This window comes from Pseudomonas sp. W2I6 (genome assembly GCF_030815935.1).
GTDB lineage: Bacteria > Pseudomonadota > Gammaproteobacteria > Pseudomonadales > Pseudomonadaceae > Aquipseudomonas.
The window spans coordinates 6584801-6601412 of sequence record NZ_JAUSXJ010000001.1; the positions used below are offsets into that span (position 1 = coordinate 6584801).

The 16612-nt window shown below is 61.9% G+C and carries 15 protein-coding genes; 14 read left to right on the top strand and 1 reads right to left on the bottom strand.

Going from position 1 to position 16612, the window contains the following annotated elements:
* Positions 1-29 precede the first annotated feature (29 nt).
* The 11 genes from QF039_RS30445 (at position 30) to QF039_RS30495 (ending at position 9853) form a co-directional block, all read left to right on the top strand.
* Positions 30-881 carry a LysR family transcriptional regulator gene (locus tag QF039_RS30445; protein ID WP_102606280.1) on the top strand — a complete coding sequence of 284 codons (852 nt, stop codon included), beginning with the start codon at positions 30-32 and terminating at the stop codon, positions 879-881.
* A gap of 240 nt (positions 882-1121) precedes the next feature.
* Positions 1122-1934 (top strand): energy transducer TonB, encoded by an 813-nt coding sequence (locus QF039_RS30450; RefSeq protein WP_003218120.1) that lies wholly within the window; start codon positions 1122-1124, stop codon positions 1932-1934.
* 50 nt (positions 1935-1984) lie between these two features.
* Complete coding sequence (locus tag QF039_RS30455; protein WP_085984637.1) at positions 1985-2710, top strand: MotA/TolQ/ExbB proton channel family protein; 726 nt, start codon at positions 1985-1987, stop codon at positions 2708-2710.
* Position 2711: 1 nt separating this feature from the next.
* Positions 2712-3113 (top strand): biopolymer transporter ExbD, encoded by a 402-nt coding sequence (locus QF039_RS30460; RefSeq protein ID WP_003218118.1) that lies wholly within the window; start codon positions 2712-2714, stop codon positions 3111-3113.
* A 664-nt stretch (positions 3114-3777) separates the two neighbouring features.
* The gene (locus QF039_RS30465; protein WP_003211820.1) at positions 3778-4359 is read left to right on the top strand and encodes an alpha/beta hydrolase; all 582 of its coding nucleotides are present in this window, start codon (positions 3778-3780) and stop codon (positions 4357-4359) included.
* A 48-nt stretch (positions 4360-4407) separates the two neighbouring features.
* Positions 4408-5328, top strand: a complete 921-nt coding sequence (locus QF039_RS30470; protein ID WP_307522235.1) for a sigma 54-interacting transcriptional regulator — start codon at positions 4408-4410, stop codon at positions 5326-5328.
* Positions 5329-5560: 232 nt separating this feature from the next.
* Positions 5561-6343, top strand: a complete 783-nt coding sequence (locus QF039_RS30475) for a MetQ/NlpA family ABC transporter substrate-binding protein (RefSeq protein WP_307522237.1) — start codon at positions 5561-5563, stop codon at positions 6341-6343.
* A 559-nt stretch (positions 6344-6902) separates the two neighbouring features.
* A complete protein-coding gene (locus tag QF039_RS30480) occupies positions 6903-7568 on the top strand; it encodes an amino acid ABC transporter permease (protein ID WP_003211825.1) in 666 nt (221 codons plus the stop codon).
* Positions 7549-8208: an amino acid ABC transporter permease gene (locus tag QF039_RS30485; RefSeq protein ID WP_008435829.1), complete on the top strand. Its 660-nt coding sequence runs from the start codon at positions 7549-7551 to the stop codon at positions 8206-8208. Before QF039_RS30480 ends, QF039_RS30485 begins: the two co-directional genes overlap by 20 nt.
* A complete protein-coding gene (locus QF039_RS30490; protein ID WP_003211829.1) occupies positions 8205-8981 on the top strand; it encodes an amino acid ABC transporter ATP-binding protein in 777 nt (258 codons plus the stop codon). The genes QF039_RS30485 and QF039_RS30490 overlap by 4 nt, the downstream gene beginning before the upstream one ends.
* On the top strand, positions 8978-9853 hold the full coding sequence (locus tag QF039_RS30495) for a transporter substrate-binding domain-containing protein (RefSeq protein WP_008435828.1): 876 nt from the start codon (positions 8978-8980) through the stop codon (positions 9851-9853). The genes QF039_RS30490 and QF039_RS30495 overlap by 4 nt, the downstream gene beginning before the upstream one ends.
* Positions 9854-9970: 117 nt before the next feature.
* Here the strand turns inward: QF039_RS30495 and QF039_RS30500 are convergent, their stop codons facing one another.
* Complete coding sequence (locus QF039_RS30500; RefSeq protein WP_102606019.1) at positions 9971-11131, bottom strand: AAA family ATPase; 1161 nt, start codon at positions 11129-11131, stop codon at positions 9971-9973.
* A gap of 165 nt (positions 11132-11296) precedes the next feature.
* Between QF039_RS30500 and QF039_RS30505 the strand changes: the two genes are divergently transcribed.
* The 3 genes from QF039_RS30505 to QF039_RS30515 are packed head-to-tail and all read left to right on the top strand — an operon-like array spanning position 11297 to position 16517.
* Positions 11297-12400, top strand: a complete 1104-nt coding sequence (locus tag QF039_RS30505; RefSeq protein ID WP_003211832.1) for an efflux RND transporter periplasmic adaptor subunit — start codon at positions 11297-11299, stop codon at positions 12398-12400.
* Positions 12397-13467, top strand: coding sequence for an efflux RND transporter periplasmic adaptor subunit (locus tag QF039_RS30510; protein ID WP_307522242.1), 1071 nt, complete (start codon positions 12397-12399; stop codon positions 13465-13467). The genes QF039_RS30505 and QF039_RS30510 overlap by 4 nt, the downstream gene beginning before the upstream one ends.
* A complete protein-coding gene (locus QF039_RS30515) occupies positions 13464-16517 on the top strand; it encodes an efflux RND transporter permease subunit (protein ID WP_003211834.1) in 3054 nt (1017 codons plus the stop codon). The genes QF039_RS30510 and QF039_RS30515 overlap by 4 nt, the downstream gene beginning before the upstream one ends.
* The last annotated feature ends 95 nt before the right edge of the window (positions 16518-16612 follow it).

Consider the following 16612-nt stretch of genomic DNA (forward strand, 5'->3'; position numbering starts at 1 on the left):
CAATCAGTGGCAAATGGAATGGTGAGCCCATGTTCGATCCTGTGTTGTTGCGCAGCTTTGTTGCCGTCGTCGATTGCGGCAATTTCACCCGCGCGGCCGAGCGGCTGCACTTGACCCAGTCCACGGTCAGCCAACAGATCCGCCGCCTGGAAGATGCGTTGGGCAGCCAGGTGCTCGACCGCGACCAGCGCCGCGTGGTAGCCACGGTGGAAGGTGAACGCTTGCTGGCGTATGCGCGGCGCATCCTGGCGCTGCACGAAGAGGCGGCCGACGTGCTGATCAATCAGCAGAGCGATGGCGTGTTGCGCCTGGCGGTGCCCGAGGATTTTGCGGCCGAGCGCCTGATGCCGCTGCTGTCGGCGTTTGTGCAGGCTTATCCCCGGGTGCGCCTGGAGGTCACCAGCGGCTTGGGGCCGGAGTTGTTGCGGGATTATCGCGGCGGTGAATTCGACGTGCTGCTGGTCAAGCAAATGGGTGACAGCGATGACTGCCTGGTGTCCTGGCCGGAGCCGTTGTGTTGGGTCGACAGCCGCAGTTCGCCGTCCCTGGGACGTGATCCGCTGCCGCTGGTGGCGTTTCCCGCCGGCGGCCTGTACCGCAATGAAATGCTGCATCACCTGGAGGTAGGCGGCTGGCGCTGGCGCATCGGTTATTCCAGCGCCAGCTTGGCCAGCGTGTGTTCGGCGGTGGCGGCGGGGCTGGGGATCAGCCTGTTGCCGGTGCGGGTGGTGCAGCCCGGGCACGTGGTGTTGGGCGCGAACAGCGGTTTGCCTGCGGTGCAGGGCGTGCGGCTGGCGCTGTATGGCCGTAACGGCCTTGGTGCGGCCGGGCAGGCGTTGCTACGCCAATTGCAGGATTTGTGTGCCGGTAATCCACGCTGAGCCATGCCTTCAGTGAATATTTTGTATGCCTCAAAAGCATTGAGATTTTCCCCCTCGGCGCCAGGCCGCGCAGGACGTGGCTTCGGCGTATCCGGATGTTTCGGTTATTCAATTTAGATCTATCTATAACTTTAAAGATTACTTTAAGAGATAAGCGTCTGCCCCCGATGATTCAGCCCTCGACGGCCGCCAAGGCAGGCCCGTCGGTTTTTTTGCTTAAGACCGCAGGGGAGTTAATCAATGGGCAATGTCCAGACCGCCGCCAGTGCACAAGAGGCGCAGTGGCGCCACGCACCGGGTGGTGAGTTGGTCGACCTTGGCCGGCCGCATCGCGCGCCGTTGGGGCAGTTGCGTACGCAGAAAACCCCGAAGGGTGTGTTGAGTCGGCGTGAAGCGATCCTGTTGGGGATTCTCGCGCTGGCCTTGCATGGCGCGGTGATCTATTGGGTCAGCCAGAAGCCAACCCCGGTGCTGCCGATTGTGCCGCCGGAAATCCCGCCGATGACGATCGAATTTTCCCAGCCGGCTCCGCCGGTTGTGGAGCCGCCGCCGCCTGTACCGCCACCGCCGCCGCCACCGGTTGTCGAGCCACCGCCGCCGGTGGTTGATGAATTGGCCGCCAAGCCGGCGCCGAAAAAGATTCCGAAACCCAAGCCGGTGCCAAAGCCTGTGCCCAAGCCCGCACCGAAACCGGTAGCCGAGCAGCCGCCCGCGCCGCCTGTACCCGCGCCACCGGCTCCAGCACCGCCGGCACCGCCTGCGCCCGCGCCGGTCACACCGGCCTCGGCCAACGCCGCGTACCTGAAGAACCCGGCGCCGGAATACCCGTCACTGGCCCAGCGCCGGGGTTGGGAAGGCACGGTGCTGTTGCGGGTGCATGTATTGGCCACCGGCAAGCCGGGTGAGATCCAGATTCAGAAAAGCAGTGGTCGCCAGCAACTCGACGAAGCCGCACTGGCTGCCGTGAAGCGCTGGAGTTTTGTACCGGCCAAGCAGGGTGATGTGGCCCAGGACGGCTGGGTCAGCGTACCGATCGATTTCAAGATTCATTAATTATTGGATGCGGTGTGTTGGACACATCGCGACCTGCACAGAGGGAAAACATCATGGCATTAGCATCTCCAACTGAATCCATCGAAAGCGCGGTGATCTGGCTGCTGGTGGTCTTTTCGGTCGCTACCTGGGGCCTGGCCCTGCTCAAGGGCGTCCAGTTCGGCCGCCTCAAGTCCCAGGATCGCAAGTTCCACAAACAGTTTTGGGCGGCATCCAGCCTGGACTCGGCCGCTGAACTCGCTGAAACCAAACCCGGCGCCGCCGCTCGTGTGGCCCAGGCTGGTTACGCCGCGATCCAGGTGGGTGAGGCGCCCCACGCTGCTGACTTGAGCCAGGCGATCAACCATCAGGACCGTCTTGAACGCGCTTTGCGCCAACAGATCGTGCGTGAGCGTCGCTCCCTGGAAACCGGCCTGGCCGTGGTTGCGAGTATCGGCAGCACCTCGCCGTTTATCGGCCTGTTCGGCACTGTGTGGGGGATCATGGAAGCCCTGAAAGGCATCAGCGCCGCCGGTTCCGCCAGCCTCGAAACCGTGGCCGGGCCGATCGGTGCGGCACTGGTTGCCACGGGTGTGGGTATTGCCGTCGCGGTGCCGGCGGTGCTGGTCTACAACTACTTCCTGCGTCGCCTGAAGCTCACGGCTGCTGACCTGGACGACTTCGCCCACGACTTCTACAGCCTGGCGCAGAAGAACTCGTTCCGCGTGCTGCTGCACCCGACGCTGAGCAAGGCCGGTGCCCAGGGTGGCGCGCAAAAAGTGAAGGAGGCGTCCTGAGATGGCCTTCTCCACGCAAGACAGTGATGAGGTGCTGAGCGAGATCAACGTTACGCCGCTGGTGGACGTGATGCTGGTGCTGCTGGTGGTGTTTATCGTCACGGCGCCGTTGTTGACCAATGCGATTCCGATCAACTTGCCCAAGACCGAGGCCGTGGCCCCGGTGGAGCAGAAGGACCCGCTGGTGGTGAGCATTGATGCGGCCGGGAAACTGTTTATCAACAAGGATGAAATCCAGCCGGATTTGCTGGAATTCAACTTGCAGTCGGCCAAGGCCAAGGACCCGGATGTGCGGGTGCAACTGCAGGCTGATGATGGAGTGAACTACGGCGAAGTGGCGCGAGCCATGGCGTCGATCGAGCGGGCGGGGATTACCAAGCTTTCGGTGATTACTGCACGTTAGTTTCAAATGCCTCGACAATTTTTTTGGCCGTCTCCTTGGCAGGGTGCGGCCTTTTTTTTGCTTTGGGGGGAGTACATATCCGTTATTTAGGTAACGGCTACTTATGGTTCCGCTCTTACAGCGGCTCACTTTTGAACAGCGCAAAAGTAAGCAAAACGCTCTTGCCCCACCACTCGGCACCTCGCCTAGGCTCGGTGTGCCCTCACTCCGGCTTTGGACCGTGGGCCGCCGTCATGGGCCATCCTTGGCCCAGGACGGCTAACCCGGCGTCCTGCCGGGTTACCCACGCTCCAAAGCCTGCGTTCGGCCAGCGTGGTTTAACGGGGCGCCTAAGATCAAGATCAAAAGCAGATCAAGAGCACAGCGGCCTACCGGCCGGCTTGAGTGTTGAAGAGCAAAATCAAAAGCTGAAGCGGGCACGGTTCAAATGTGGGAGCTGGCTTGCCTGCGATGGCATCTCCTCGGTGTGCCTGATGTACCGAGTTGTCTGCATCGCAGGCAAGCCAGCTCCCACAGAAAAGCAGCTCTGCTTTCGCTCTGGTTTTTGATTTGGCTTTTAACACTCGATTTTTGGTTATTAATAAATAGCTTCTTATTCCTTAACGAATATATACCCCGTGCCTATACTGACCCACAACGTTAAACGCTGCAGGAGGGCACACCCATGCACAGCGAGTCGATTCGTTATCTGATCGTGCCGGGCTGGCAAGGATCGCCAGAAGATCATTGGCAAAGTCATTGGCAGAACAGCCTGCCCAACAGCGCGCGCGTGGAGCAGGCCGACTGGCTCACCCCACGCCGCGAAGACTGGGTGGCAGCCCTGGCCGAAGCCATCGCCGCCGACAGCACCCCGGTGATTCTGATCGCCCACAGCCTGGGCTGCATCACCGTCGCCCATTGGGCGGCCACCGCACCGGTGCAATTCCTGCGTCAGGTACGCGGCGCCCTGCTGGTGGCCCCGGCCGATGTCGAACGCCCTGCCTGCGCACCCGCCCTGCGTAACTTTGCGCCAATCCCCAGCCACCTGTTGCCCTTCCCAAGCCAGGTCGTCAGCTCCGACAACGACAGCGCCGTCAGCGCCACCCGCGCCCTGGAACTGGCACGTAACTGGGGCGCCGAAGCAGGAATTCTCGCGGGCGCCGGGCACATCAACGTGAAGTCCGGCCATCAACGCTGGGAACAGGGTTTCGCCTATCTCTATCGCCTGCAAAATCGCCTGGAACATCACTCCCGGCGCCGTGCATAAAATTTTTTAAACGCCCCTTCCCCTTCGTGGATGGGGCGGGAGCCTGCCATGAGCCTGCATGAAACCTTCGGTCAGCCCCTGCTGACCTTCCCCGACGCCGAAAAAAGCCCCCTGAGCATTCGTGCCAAGGCGCTGGTGTTTGTCGACCCGCGTTCGCGGAAGCTGCGCGAAGACCTCGAAAACCTCGCCCCCCGCGCCTTGCCCGTGTTGATCCGCGGCGAAACCGGCAGCGGCAAGGAGTTGCTCGCCCGGCATATCCACCGTGGCAGCGACCGCACCGGCCTGTTTGTCTCGGTGAATTGCGGCGCCATCAGCCCGACATACGCCGACGCCGAACTGTTCGGCTACGCCGCAGGCAGCCACAGCGGCGCAGCCAGCAGCCGCGCCGGCTGGTTTGGCTCAGCCAACGGCGGCACGTTGTACCTGGATGAAATCGGCGACTTGCCGCTGCCAATCCAGGTCAAGCTGCTGGCGGCGCTGGAAAACCACGAAGTCACTCGCGTCGGCGCCCATCAGCCAAGCCCGGTGGATGTGCGGCTGGTGGCGGCCACCAGCATCGACCTCGCCCAGGCCGTGGCGGCCGGCAAGTTTCATGAGCGCCTGTTCCATTACCTCAGCGAAGGCCAACTGGAGCTGCCCGCACTGCGCGAGCGGGTGGGCGACATCCTGTCACTGGCCGAATATTTCCTCGGCATCTACAGCCAGCGCCTCGACCTGCCGGTGCCGCTGATCAGCGACGAAGCCCAGCGCGTGCTGGAGCATCACAGCTGGCCGGGCAACACCCGGGAGTTGGAGAACGTGATTCACTTTGCCTTGCTGGTCAGCAGTGGCGACGAGATTCTGCCTGAGCATTTGAACCTGCCCGTGGCGGGTTCGCCTGTGGAGCAGGTGCGGCGAATTCTTGGCCACGCCAGCGCCGCCGAGGTTGAAGCCCTGAAAAGCTATCTGAAAGAACACGCTGTTTTGTAGTGGCCCTGCTTGCCGGCGATGGCGTCCTCAGGAGCATCGCAAGGCTCAAGACCGCCATCGCCGGTAAGCCGGGCTCCTGCATGAACAAAATGGAATATCAAAGTGAATAAAAAGTATTGTTCTGGAATAAAAAACCTCGGTATTGTCCGCTCCACGCCGCGATAGCACTTCGCTGGCATCCACTAAAAAAGCGGCCGTCCCAGACGACCCGGATTTTCGATAAGGACACTGCATGAAAAAGGTTCTGTTGTTTACCGCACTGGCGGCTGCCCTGACTGCAAGCTTCGCCCAGGCCAACGAGAAACTGGTGGTAGCCGCTACCCCGATCCCGCACGCCGAGATCCTTGAGCTGGTCAAGCCGACCCTGGCCAAAGAAGGCGTGGACCTGGAAATCAAAGTCTTCACCGACTACGTACAACCGAACGTACAGGTGGCCGAGAAGCGTCTGGACGCCAACTACTTCCAGACCCTGCCGTACCTGGAAAACTTCAACAAGGGTAAAGGCACCAACCTGGTCACCGTAGTGGGTGTGCACGTTGAACCCTTCGGCGGCTACTCGAAAAAGATCAAAAACATCTCTGAGCTCAAAGATGGCGCCACCGTGGCGATCCCGAACGAAGGCAGCAACTCCGGCCGTGCCCTGCTGCTGCTGCAAAAGGCTGGCGTGATCACCCTGAAAGACCCGACCAACGCCCTGGCCACGCCGAAAGACATCGCCAACAACCCGAAACACCTGAAATTCAAAGAGCTGGAATCGGCGCTGCTGCCACGCGTCCTGGACCAGGTTGACCTGGACCTGATCAACACCAATTACGCCCTGGAAGCCGGCCTGAACCCGGCCAAGGACGCGTTGATCATCGAAGACGCCAAGTCGCCGTACGTGAACTTCCTGGTTGCCCGCCCGGACAACAAGGACAGCGACGCGATCCAGAAGCTGGCCAAAGCCCTGACCAGCCCTGAAGTGAAAGCTTTCATCGAGAAGAAATACAACGGCGCGGTCGTGCCGGCGTTCTGATCGAACCCAAAAACCTCCTTCAAGGTTTAAACGCCGACGGCTTCTACAGCGTCGGCGTTTTTTATGGCTGGAATGCAATCAAAATGTGGGAGCGGGCTTGCTCGCGAATGCGGTGGGTCAGCCAACACATCTGCTGACTGATACACCGCATTCGCGAGCAAGCCCGCTCCCACATTTTGGACTGTGTCGGCTCAGATATTTCGACTGTTAATGGCCCTGCGCAGTGCCACCAGCCACTTCACCAGTTCCTGCGGATCAATCGGTTTTGCCTCGTTCATCGTTCACTCCCTCGCTGTTGATTGGCCGTCAGTCTGGCCACGCGCTGCCTATCCCTGAAGTGCAGCTCCGATAAAAAGACCCGTCCTACTTCCCTGGGAACAGTAGCTGTCATCCATCTGCACCGCGAATCCGCAGGTTATCTATTTGGGTGATATCAATATGCTATTTCGGTATTTAAATTTTGCTTTTTATACCTTTAAAGTCGGCGCTACCCGGCGTTACCCACGCTGGACCGGACCGCACCAACGCCGCTTTACCCCTGCGGCGTCAGGGATTTCAGATGACCTTCGATTACGCATTTATCCTCAGCACGCTGCCGGCGTTTCTCAAGGCCGTGGGCGTTACCCTGCAAGTCGGCCTGATCGCCATTGGCACCTCCATGCTGGTGGCCTTGATCAACGCCGCGCTGCTGGTGTTTCGCACGCCCTACGTGTGGCGCCTGGTGGCGCTGTACGTGGAGTTGGCGCGCAACACACCGCTGCTGATCCAACTGTTTTTCGTCTATTTCGCGTTGCCGGCCCTGGGGCTGAATATCTCCGGGTTCTGGGCGGCAATCATCACCATGACCTTTCTCGGCGGCGCCTACCTCACGGAAGTGTTGCGCGCCGGTGTCGAGGCGGTGCCGCTGGCACAGATCGAATCGGGCAAGTCCATCGGGCTGTCCCACTGGCAACTGCTGCGCCATGTGATCCTGCCCCAGGCCGGGATCCTCAGCCTGCCGGCGCTGTTTGCGAACTTTATTTTCCTGCTCAAGGAAACCACGATCGTGTCGGCGGTGGCGGTGCCGGAAATTCTCTACACCACCAAAAGCTATATCGCCCTCTACTACAAAACCTACGAAATGCTCGCGGTGCTCACGTTGATCTGCGTGCTGTTATTCCTGCCGCTGTCGCTGCTGCTCAGCCGCCTTGAAAGGAGGCTCCAGCATGGCCAGTTCGGGTCTTGAATTACTCTGGGTGTCCTTGCCGCAACTGGGCAAGGGCGCGGCGCAAACCCTGTCGATCTCGTTCTTGAGCATCGCCTTCAGCACCGTCGGCGGCGTGGTGTATGGCGTGCTGCGCACGTTGAATTCGAAAGCGATCAACCTGGTGCTGCGGATTTACCTGGAGCTGTTCCGCGCCATTCCGGTGTTGGTGTGGTTGTACTTGCTGTTCTTCGGCCTGCCGATTTTCTTTGGCCTGAGCATTCCGAGCTTCTGGTGCGCCGTGCTGGTGTTGTCGCTGTGGGGTGCCAGTGAAGTCGGCGAAGTGGTGCGCGGTGCGTTGCATTCGTTGCCCCGAGGCCAGCGTGAAGCCGGCCTGTCGATTGGCCTGTCGGACCCGCAACTGTACGGCTACGTGCTGTTGCCCCAGGCCCTGAAACGCATGACGCCGCCGACCATCAACGTCTACACCCGCATCATCAAGACCAGCTCCCTGGCGGTGCTGATCGGTGTGGTGGACGTGATCAAGGTCGGCCAGCAAATCATCGAGCGCACCTACGAGTCGGTATTGATCTACGGCGCGCTGTTCCTGTTTTTCTTCTTTATCTGCTACCCGTTGTCGGCCGCCTCCAAGGTGCTGGAACGGCGCTGGGCCCAAGCATGAGCGCATTGATCGAGTTCCAGGGTTTCAACAAGTTTTTCGGCGACCAGCAGGTGCTCGACGGCATCGACCTGAGTGTGCAAAGCGGCGAAGTGGTGGTGATCCTCGGCCCCAGCGGTTGCGGCAAAAGCACCTTGCTGCGGTGCCTCAATGGCCTGGAAGTGGCCCACAGCGGCAGCCTGCGTTTTGCCGGCAAGGAGCTGCTGGACAAGGCCACCGACTGGCGCCAGGTGCGCCAGGACGTGGGCATGGTGTTCCAGAGTTATCACCTGTTCCCGCACATGAGCGTGCTCGACAACCTCCTGCTCGGCCCGCTGAAAGTGCAAAAACGCGAGCCCCGCGAAGCCCGGGCCCAGGCAGAAAAACTGCTGGAACGGGTGGGCCTCTCCGACAAACGCGACGCCTACCCGCGCCAGCTGTCGGGCGGCCAGCAGCAACGCATCGCCATCGTCCGCTCGTTGTGCATGAACCCGCAGGTCATGCTGTTTGACGAAGTCACCGCCGCCCTCGACCCGGAGATGGTCAAGGAAGTACTGGAAGTGATCCAGGGCCTGGCCCGGGACGGCATGACGCTGCTGATCGTCACCCATGAAATGGCCTTCGCCCGCGCCGTCGCCGACCGCGTGGTGTTCATGGAGGCCGGCCGCATCCTCGAACAAAACACCCCCGAGGCATTCTTTACGAACCCGCAAACCGCACGCGCGCAGCAGTTCCTGGAGAAGTTCTCCTTCGTTTCAACACTGCCCAAAAGAACCAAGGAACTGGAGCTGTCATGAAAACTGCCAAGTTGTTATTCCCCCTGTTCGGCCTCGCTTTGCTGGCCGGCTGCAATAAATCCGAAGAGCCCGCCAAGACGGCTGCCGCTGCCACCCCGGCACCCGCTGCGGTGAGCTACATCGACAAGATCAAGGCGCGGGACAAGCTGATCGTCGGCGTATTCACCGACAAGCCGCCGTTTGGTTTCGTGGATGAGTCCGGCCGCTATGTCGGCTTCGATACCGACATCGGCCGCCGTTTCGCCAAGGACCTGCTGGGCGACGAGAACAAGGTTGAATTCGTCGCCGTAGAGCCGGCGAGCCGCATTCCGTTCCTGCAAAGCGACAAGGTCGACCTGATCCTCGCCAACATGACGGTGACGCCGGAGCGCAAGGAAGCGGTGGACTTCACCAACCCGAACCTGAAAGTCGCGGTGCAGGCCCTGGTGCCGCAGGACAGCTCGGTGAAGAGCCTGGACGACCTGGCGACCCGCACCACCATCGTCACCACCGGCACTACCGCGGATATCTGGCTGACCAAGAACCACCCGGACTGGAAACTGCTGAAGTTCGAGAAAAATTCCGAGTCGCTGCAAGCGTTGTCGGCGGGCCGTGGTGATGCCTATGCCCAGGACAACCTGGTGTTGTTCAGCTGGGCCAAGCAGAACCCGGGCTATCGCGTGCTGGAGCAGAAACTGGGGGATGAAGCGCCGATTGCGCCGGCGGTGAAGAAGGGCAACATCGAATTGCGGGATTGGGTGAATGCCGAGCTGGCGAAGTTGGGCGAAGAGAAGTATCTGCTCAAGCTGTATGACCAGTATGTTCGCAAGGAACTGAGCGATGACACCAAGCCGGAAAGCGTGATTGTTGAAGGCGGGAAGTGGCAGGGTTGACCCGTCAATGATCGTTCCCACGCTCCGCGTGGGAATGCCGCCTTGGACGCTCCGCGTCTGCTGCTGGGACGCGGAGCGTCCCGTGATGCGTTCCCACGCAGAGCGTGGGAACGATCATCAGCTGGGCCAATGCCACGCCGGCTCATCCAGCACCCGCTGCCCCACCACCTGCGTCTGCCCCATCACTTTCTCCAGCACGATCGAATTACACCCTTCATCCTGCTGCAACGCCGCAATCAAGCGGCTGGCATGGGACACCACCCACACCTGACACTGCTGCGACACCTGGATGATCAGCCGCGCCAACGCCGGCAAAAGATCCGGGTGCAAGCTGGTTTCCGGTTCGTTCAATACCATCATCGTCGGTGGCCTCGGCGTCAGCAGCGCCGCCACCAGCAGCAAGTAGCGCAAGGTCCCGTCCGACAGCTCCGCTGCCGACAAGGGCCGCAGCAACCCTTCCTGATAAAACTCAATGGCAAAACGGCCGCCCTGCAACGGCTCGATATTCAACCGCGCGCCCGGAAACGCATCGCTGATCGCCCGCTGCAAGGCGTCCGGGTCGCCAATCTCGCGAATGGTCTGCAACGCCGCTGCCAAATCCCGACCGTCGTGATGCAGCACCGGCGTACGCGTGCCCAGTTGCGGCTGGCGCACCGGGGCGTCGACGTCGCTGCGAAAGTGGTCATAAAAGCGCCAGCCGCGAATGCTTTCGCGCAGCAGCAACACCTCCGGCGAACCCCGCAGGCTGCCGACCTGATCGAACAGGCTGTGGTAGTTCGGCGTGTGCTGGGCCAGTACATCCCAGGCGCGGCCATCGCGGGCACGTACCATCGGGCCGGAGCGCTGCACCAGCAGGCTCGCCGGGCGAAATACATGCCCGGCCCAGATGCATTCTTTCTTGATCTCCGGGTCCAGGGAAAAATAGGACAAGGTTTTCTCGGGCAACCCCAGGGAAATCGCATAGCTGAAATCCTCTGCGGCAAACCCCAGGCGCAGGCGCTTGGCGCCCTGGCGCACGATGGGCTCCACCGCCACTTCACCACTGAGCATGCGCCGACTGATGCTCTCCGGCCCGGCCCAGAAGGTCGAATCCAGCCCGCCTTCGCGGGCCAGTGCGTTGATCACGCCCCCCTGGGCCGTCTCCGCCAGCAGCCGCAGGGCGCGATACAGGTTGGATTTACCGCTGCCATTTGGGCCGGTGATCAGGTTCAACCGATCCAGCGGCACCACCAATTTGTTGATCGAGCGGTAATTGGCCACCGCGAGGGTTTTGAGCATGAGAGGATGTTCGCGATTATGTGGATCCGCATGTTACCTGCGTCGGCTGGCGGAGATGTGTCGCGGGCGTCCTGATTTCCTGTAAGTCAATGCCTACGACGCGGAACCCTGAACTACGCTAACAGTCGCATAATCACCGACGCGTCAATCAAGCAAGGAGCCTGCATGGGCGGTCCCAAACTCACATTTATCCTCGGCCTTGGCCTGCTGGCGCTGCTGAGCGGTTGCGGCCAGGAAAAAGCCGAACCCAAGGAACATTCCCGGGTGTTTGTGCAGACGGTGAAGTCCACCGACTTTGCCGCCGCCGTGACCTTGACCGGCGATATCCAGGCCCGGGTGCAGACCGATCTGTCGTTCCGCGTCGGCGGCAAGATCATCCAGCGCATGGTGGATGTCGGCGACCGCGTCAGCGCCAAGCAGGTGCTGGCCAAACTCGATCCGAAAGATTTGCAGACCAACGTCGACTCCGCCCAGGCCCAGGTGGTCGCCGAGCAGGCGCGGGTCAAGCAGACCGCCGCCGCGTTTGTGCGCCAGGAAAAACTCTTGCCCAAGGGCTACACCAGCCGCAGCGAATACGACTCCGCCCAGGCCGCGTTGCGCAGCAGCCAGAGCGCGCTGACCGCGGCCCAGGCGCAGTTGGCCAATGCGCGCGAGCAGTTGGGCTACACCTCGCTGGTCGCCGACGCGCCGGGCATCATCACCGCCCGCCAGGCCGAGGTGGGCCAGGTGGTGCAGGCCACCGTGCCGATTTTCAGCCTGGCCCGGGATGGCGAGCGCGACGCGGTGTTCAACGTCTATGAATCGCTGCTGGTGGAGCCGCCGCCGGACAAACCGATTACCGTCAGCCTGCTGGAAAATCCGCAGATCACCGCCGTGGGCAAGGTGCGCGAAGTCACCCCGGCCGTTGCCGCCAATACCGGCACGGTGCAAGTCAAAATCGCCCTCGACGCACTGCCCAAGGGCATGCAACTGGGCTCGGTGGTCAGCGCCACGGCCAACGGGCCGGCTAAGGCCAGCATCGAATTGCCGTGGGCTGCCTTGACCAAAGACATCAGTGCGCCTGCTGTCTGGCTGGTGGACGACGACGGCAAGGCGCAACTGCACAAGGTCACGGTCGCGCGTTACCTGACCGGCAAGGTGATCATCAGCGACGGCCTCAAGGGCGGCGAAAAAGTCGTGGTGGCCGGCGGGCAACTGCTGCATCCCGGCATGATCGTGGAAATCGCCCAGCCGCCGGATCAGGCCCAGGCCCAGGGAGTGCAGCCATGAAGCAGTTGACGTGTGTTCTCGCCGCCAGCCTGCTGTTGATGGCATGTTCCAAGGAAGAACCGGCGCCGGAACCGGTGCGCCCGGTGCTGTCGATTGAAGTGAAAGCCGAAGACCAGGAAAACCTCGGCCGCTTCGCCGGAACGATCCAGGCCCGCTACGAAAGCAATCTCGGTTTCCGTGTGCCTGGCCGTATCGCCCGGCGCGCGGTCGACGTGGGCGCTGAAGTGCAGCAGGGCGCGTTGCTCGCCGTGCTCGACCCCACCGATCAACAGAACCAGTTGCGCGCCGCCCAGGGCGACCTGGCCCGGGTCCAGGCACAGTGGATCAACGCCCAGGCCAATGCCCGCCGCCAGCAGGAATTGTTCAACCGTGGCGTCGGCGCCCAGGCCCAACTGGACATCGCCCAGACCGACTTGAAAACCACCCAGGCTTCCCTGGATCAGGCCAGGGCCTCGGTCAACCAGGCCAAGGACCAGCTCAACTACGCCGAACTGCGCACCGACCATGCAGGCATCGTCACCGCCTGGAATGCCGAGGCCGGCCAGGTGGTCAGCGCCGGGCAGCAAGTGGTGACCCTGGCACGACCGGACATCAAGGAAGCTGTCATCGACTTGCCCGCCGGCCTCGCCGAACGCCTGCCGCCGGATGTGGTGTTCCTGGTCGCCGGGCAGATGGACCCCACGGTCAGCACCACCGCCACCGTGCGCGAGATCGAACCCCAGGCCCAAAGCGCCACGCGCACCCGTCGCGCCCGCCTGACCCTGGCGGAAACACCGCCCGCGTTCCGCCTTGGCACCGCCATCAGCGTGACCCTGAGTTCAGCCATCGTGCCGCGTATCGAACTGCCCCTCAGCGCCTTGCAGGAAGCCGACGGCAAGACCCGCATCTGGGTCATCGACACCCAAAGCCAGACCGTACAGCCCCGTGACGTCAGCATCGTCAGCCGTGACGCCGACAGCGCCTTGCTCAACGCCGGCGTCAAACCCGGCGAGCGGGTGGTGAGTGCCGGCGTGAACAGCCTGAAGCCCGGGCAAAAAGTCAAAATCGACGAGGACAGCCCGCGATGAAAGGGAGCTTCAACTTATCCGACTGGGCCCTCAAGCATCAGTCCTTCGTCTGGTACCTGATGTTCGTCGCGCTGCTGATGGGCGTGTTCTCGTACATGAACCTCGGTCGCGAGGAAGACCCGTCGTTCACCATCAAGACCATGGTGATCCAGACCCGCTGGCCGGGTGCGACTCAGGAAGAGACCCTGAAGCAGGTCACCGACCGCATCGAGAAAAAACTCGAAGAGCTGGACTCCCTCGACTACGTGAAGAGCTACACCCGGCCCGGCGAGTCCACGGTGTTCGTGTTCCTGCGGGACACCACCAGCGCCAAGGACATCCCGCAGATCTGGTACCAGGTCCGCAAGAAGATCGACGATATTCGCGGCAGCTTCCCCCAAGGCTTGCAGGGGCCGGCGTTCAACGACGAGTTCGGGGATGTGTTCGGCTCGGTGTACGCGTTTACCGCCGACGGCCTGTCGATGCGCCAGCTGCGCGATTACGTGGAGCAAGTGCGCGCCGAAATTCGTTCGGTACCGGGGCTGGGCAAGGTCGAGATGATCGGCCAGCAGGACGAAGTGATTTACCTGAATTTCTCCACTCGCAAACTCGCAGCGCTGGGGATCGATCAGCGCCAGGTGGTGCAGAGCCTGCAATCGCAGAACGCCGTGACCCCCGCTGGGGTGATCGAGGCCGGGCCGGAGCGGATTTCGGTGCGCACCTCCGGGCAGTTCGCCTCGGAGAAGGACCTGGCCAACGTCAACCTGCGGCTCAATGACCGTTTCTATCGGCTGGCCGACGTGGCGGAAATCACCCGTGGCTATGTCGACCCGTCGACGCCGATGTTCCGCTTCAACGGCAAGCCCGCCATCGGCTTGGCCATCGCCATGCAGAAGGGCGGCAACATCCAGGACTTCGGCAAGGCCCTGCACAAACGCATGGACGACCTGACCGCCGACCTGCCAGTGGGTGTGGGCGTGCACAAGGTTTCCGACCAGGCCGAAGTGGTGGAGGAGGCCGTCGGCGGCTTTACCAGCGCGTTGTTCGAGGCGGTGATCATCGTGCTGGTGGTGAGCTTTATCAGCCTCGGCGTGCGTGCCGGGTTGGTGGTGGCGTGCTCGATCCCGCTGGTGCTGGCGCTGGTGTTCGTGTTCATGGAATACAGCGGCATCACCATGCAGCGGGTGTCGCTGGGCGCGTTGATCATCGCCCTCGGCCTGTTGGTGGACGACGCGATGATCACCGTGGAGATGATGATCACGCGCCTGGAAAAAGGCGAGACCAAGGAGCAGGCGGCGACGTTCGCCTACACCTCCACCGCATTCCCGATGTTGACCGGCACGCTGGTGACCGTCGCCGGGTTTGTGCCGATTGGCCTCAACGCCAGTTCGGCGGGTGAGTACACCTTCACGCTGTTCGCGGTGATTGCCGTGGCGATGCTGGTGTCGTGGGTGGTCGCGGTATTGTTCGCGCCGGTGCTGGGCGTGCACATCCTCAGCAGCAAGGTAAAACCCCACAATGCCGAGCCCGGCCGAGTGGGCCGGGCGTTCAATGGCGGCATGCTGTGGGCCATGCGCAATCGCTGGTGGGCCATCGGCATCACGGTGCTGTTGTTTGTGGCGTCGGTGTTTTCCATGCAGTTTGTGCAGAACCAGTTTTTCCCGTCCTCGGACCGTCCGGAAATCCTCGTCGACCTCAACCTGCCGCAAAACGCCTCGATCAACGAGACCCGCAAGGCCGTCGACCGTCTTGAGGCGATCATCAAGGACGACCCGGACATCGCCCGCTGGAGCACCTATATCGGCCAGGGCGCGATCCGTTTCTACCTGCCGCTGGACCAGCAACTGGAGAACCCGTACTACGCGCAACTGGTGATCGTCAGCAAGGGCCTGGAAGAGCGCGGCGCCTTGATTGCGCGCCTGCAAAAACGCCTGCGGGAAGATTTTGTCGGCGTGGGCAGCTTCGTGCAGCCACTGGAAATGGGCCCGCCGGTGGGGCGTCCGATCCAGTACCGGGTGTCTGGCAAGGACATCGACCAAGTGCGCAAACACGCGATCGAGCTGGCGACCATGCTCGATAAAAACACCCATATGGGCGAAATCATCTACGACTGGAACGAGCCGGGCAAAGTCCTGCGGGTGGACATCGCCCAGGACAAGGCGCGGCAACTGGGGCTGTCGTCGGAAGACGTGGCGCAGTTGATGAACAGCGTGGTCAGCGGTGCGTCGGTGACCCAGGTGCATGACGATATCTACCTGATCAACGTGGTCGGTCGCGCCGAAGATGCCGAACGCGGTACGCCGGAAACCTTGCAGAACCTGCAGATCGTCACGCCCAACGGCACCTCTATTCCGCTGCTGGCGTTCGCCACCGTGCGTTATGAGCTGGAACAGCCGTTGGTATGGCGTCGCGACCGCAAGCCGACCATCACCATCAAGGCGGCGGTGCGCGACGACATGCAGCCGACCGACCTGGTGAAACAGCTCAAGCCGGACATCGACAAGTTCAGTGCTGGGTTGCCGGTGGGCTACAAGGTCGCCACCGGCGGCACCGTGGAAGAAAGCGGCAAGGCCCAGGGCCCGATTGCCAGGGTAGTGCCGTTGATGCTGTTCCTGATGGCGACCTTCCTGATGATCCAGCTGCACAGCGTGCAGAAGATGTTCCTGGTGGCCAGCGTGGCGCCGCTGGGGCTGATTGGCGTGGTGTTGGCGCTGATTCCCACGGGCACGCCCATGGGCTTTGTGGCGATTCTCGGGATCCTTGCGCTGATCGGCATCATCATCCGTAACTCGGTGATCCTGGTGACGCAGATCGACGCCTACGAGCGCGACGGCTACACGCCGTGGGACGCGGTGGTGGAAGCCACCGAACACCGGCGCCGGCCGATCCTGCTGACCGCAGCAGCGGCCAGCCTGGGCATGATCCCTATCGCCCGTGAAGTGTTCTGGGGCCCGATGGCCTACGCGATGATCGGCGGGATCATCATCGCCACCTTGCTGACGCTGCTGTTCCTGCCGGCGCTGTACGTGGCCTGGTACAAGATTCGCGAGCCGAAGAAAGAACAAGCCTGACAGCCACAGCGGTGACATTCCTACACGGACGTGGGAATGTTCCCTGAAACATTTTTTTGCCCTTCGCACCCGATCAATTGTTTTACCCTCCGGGC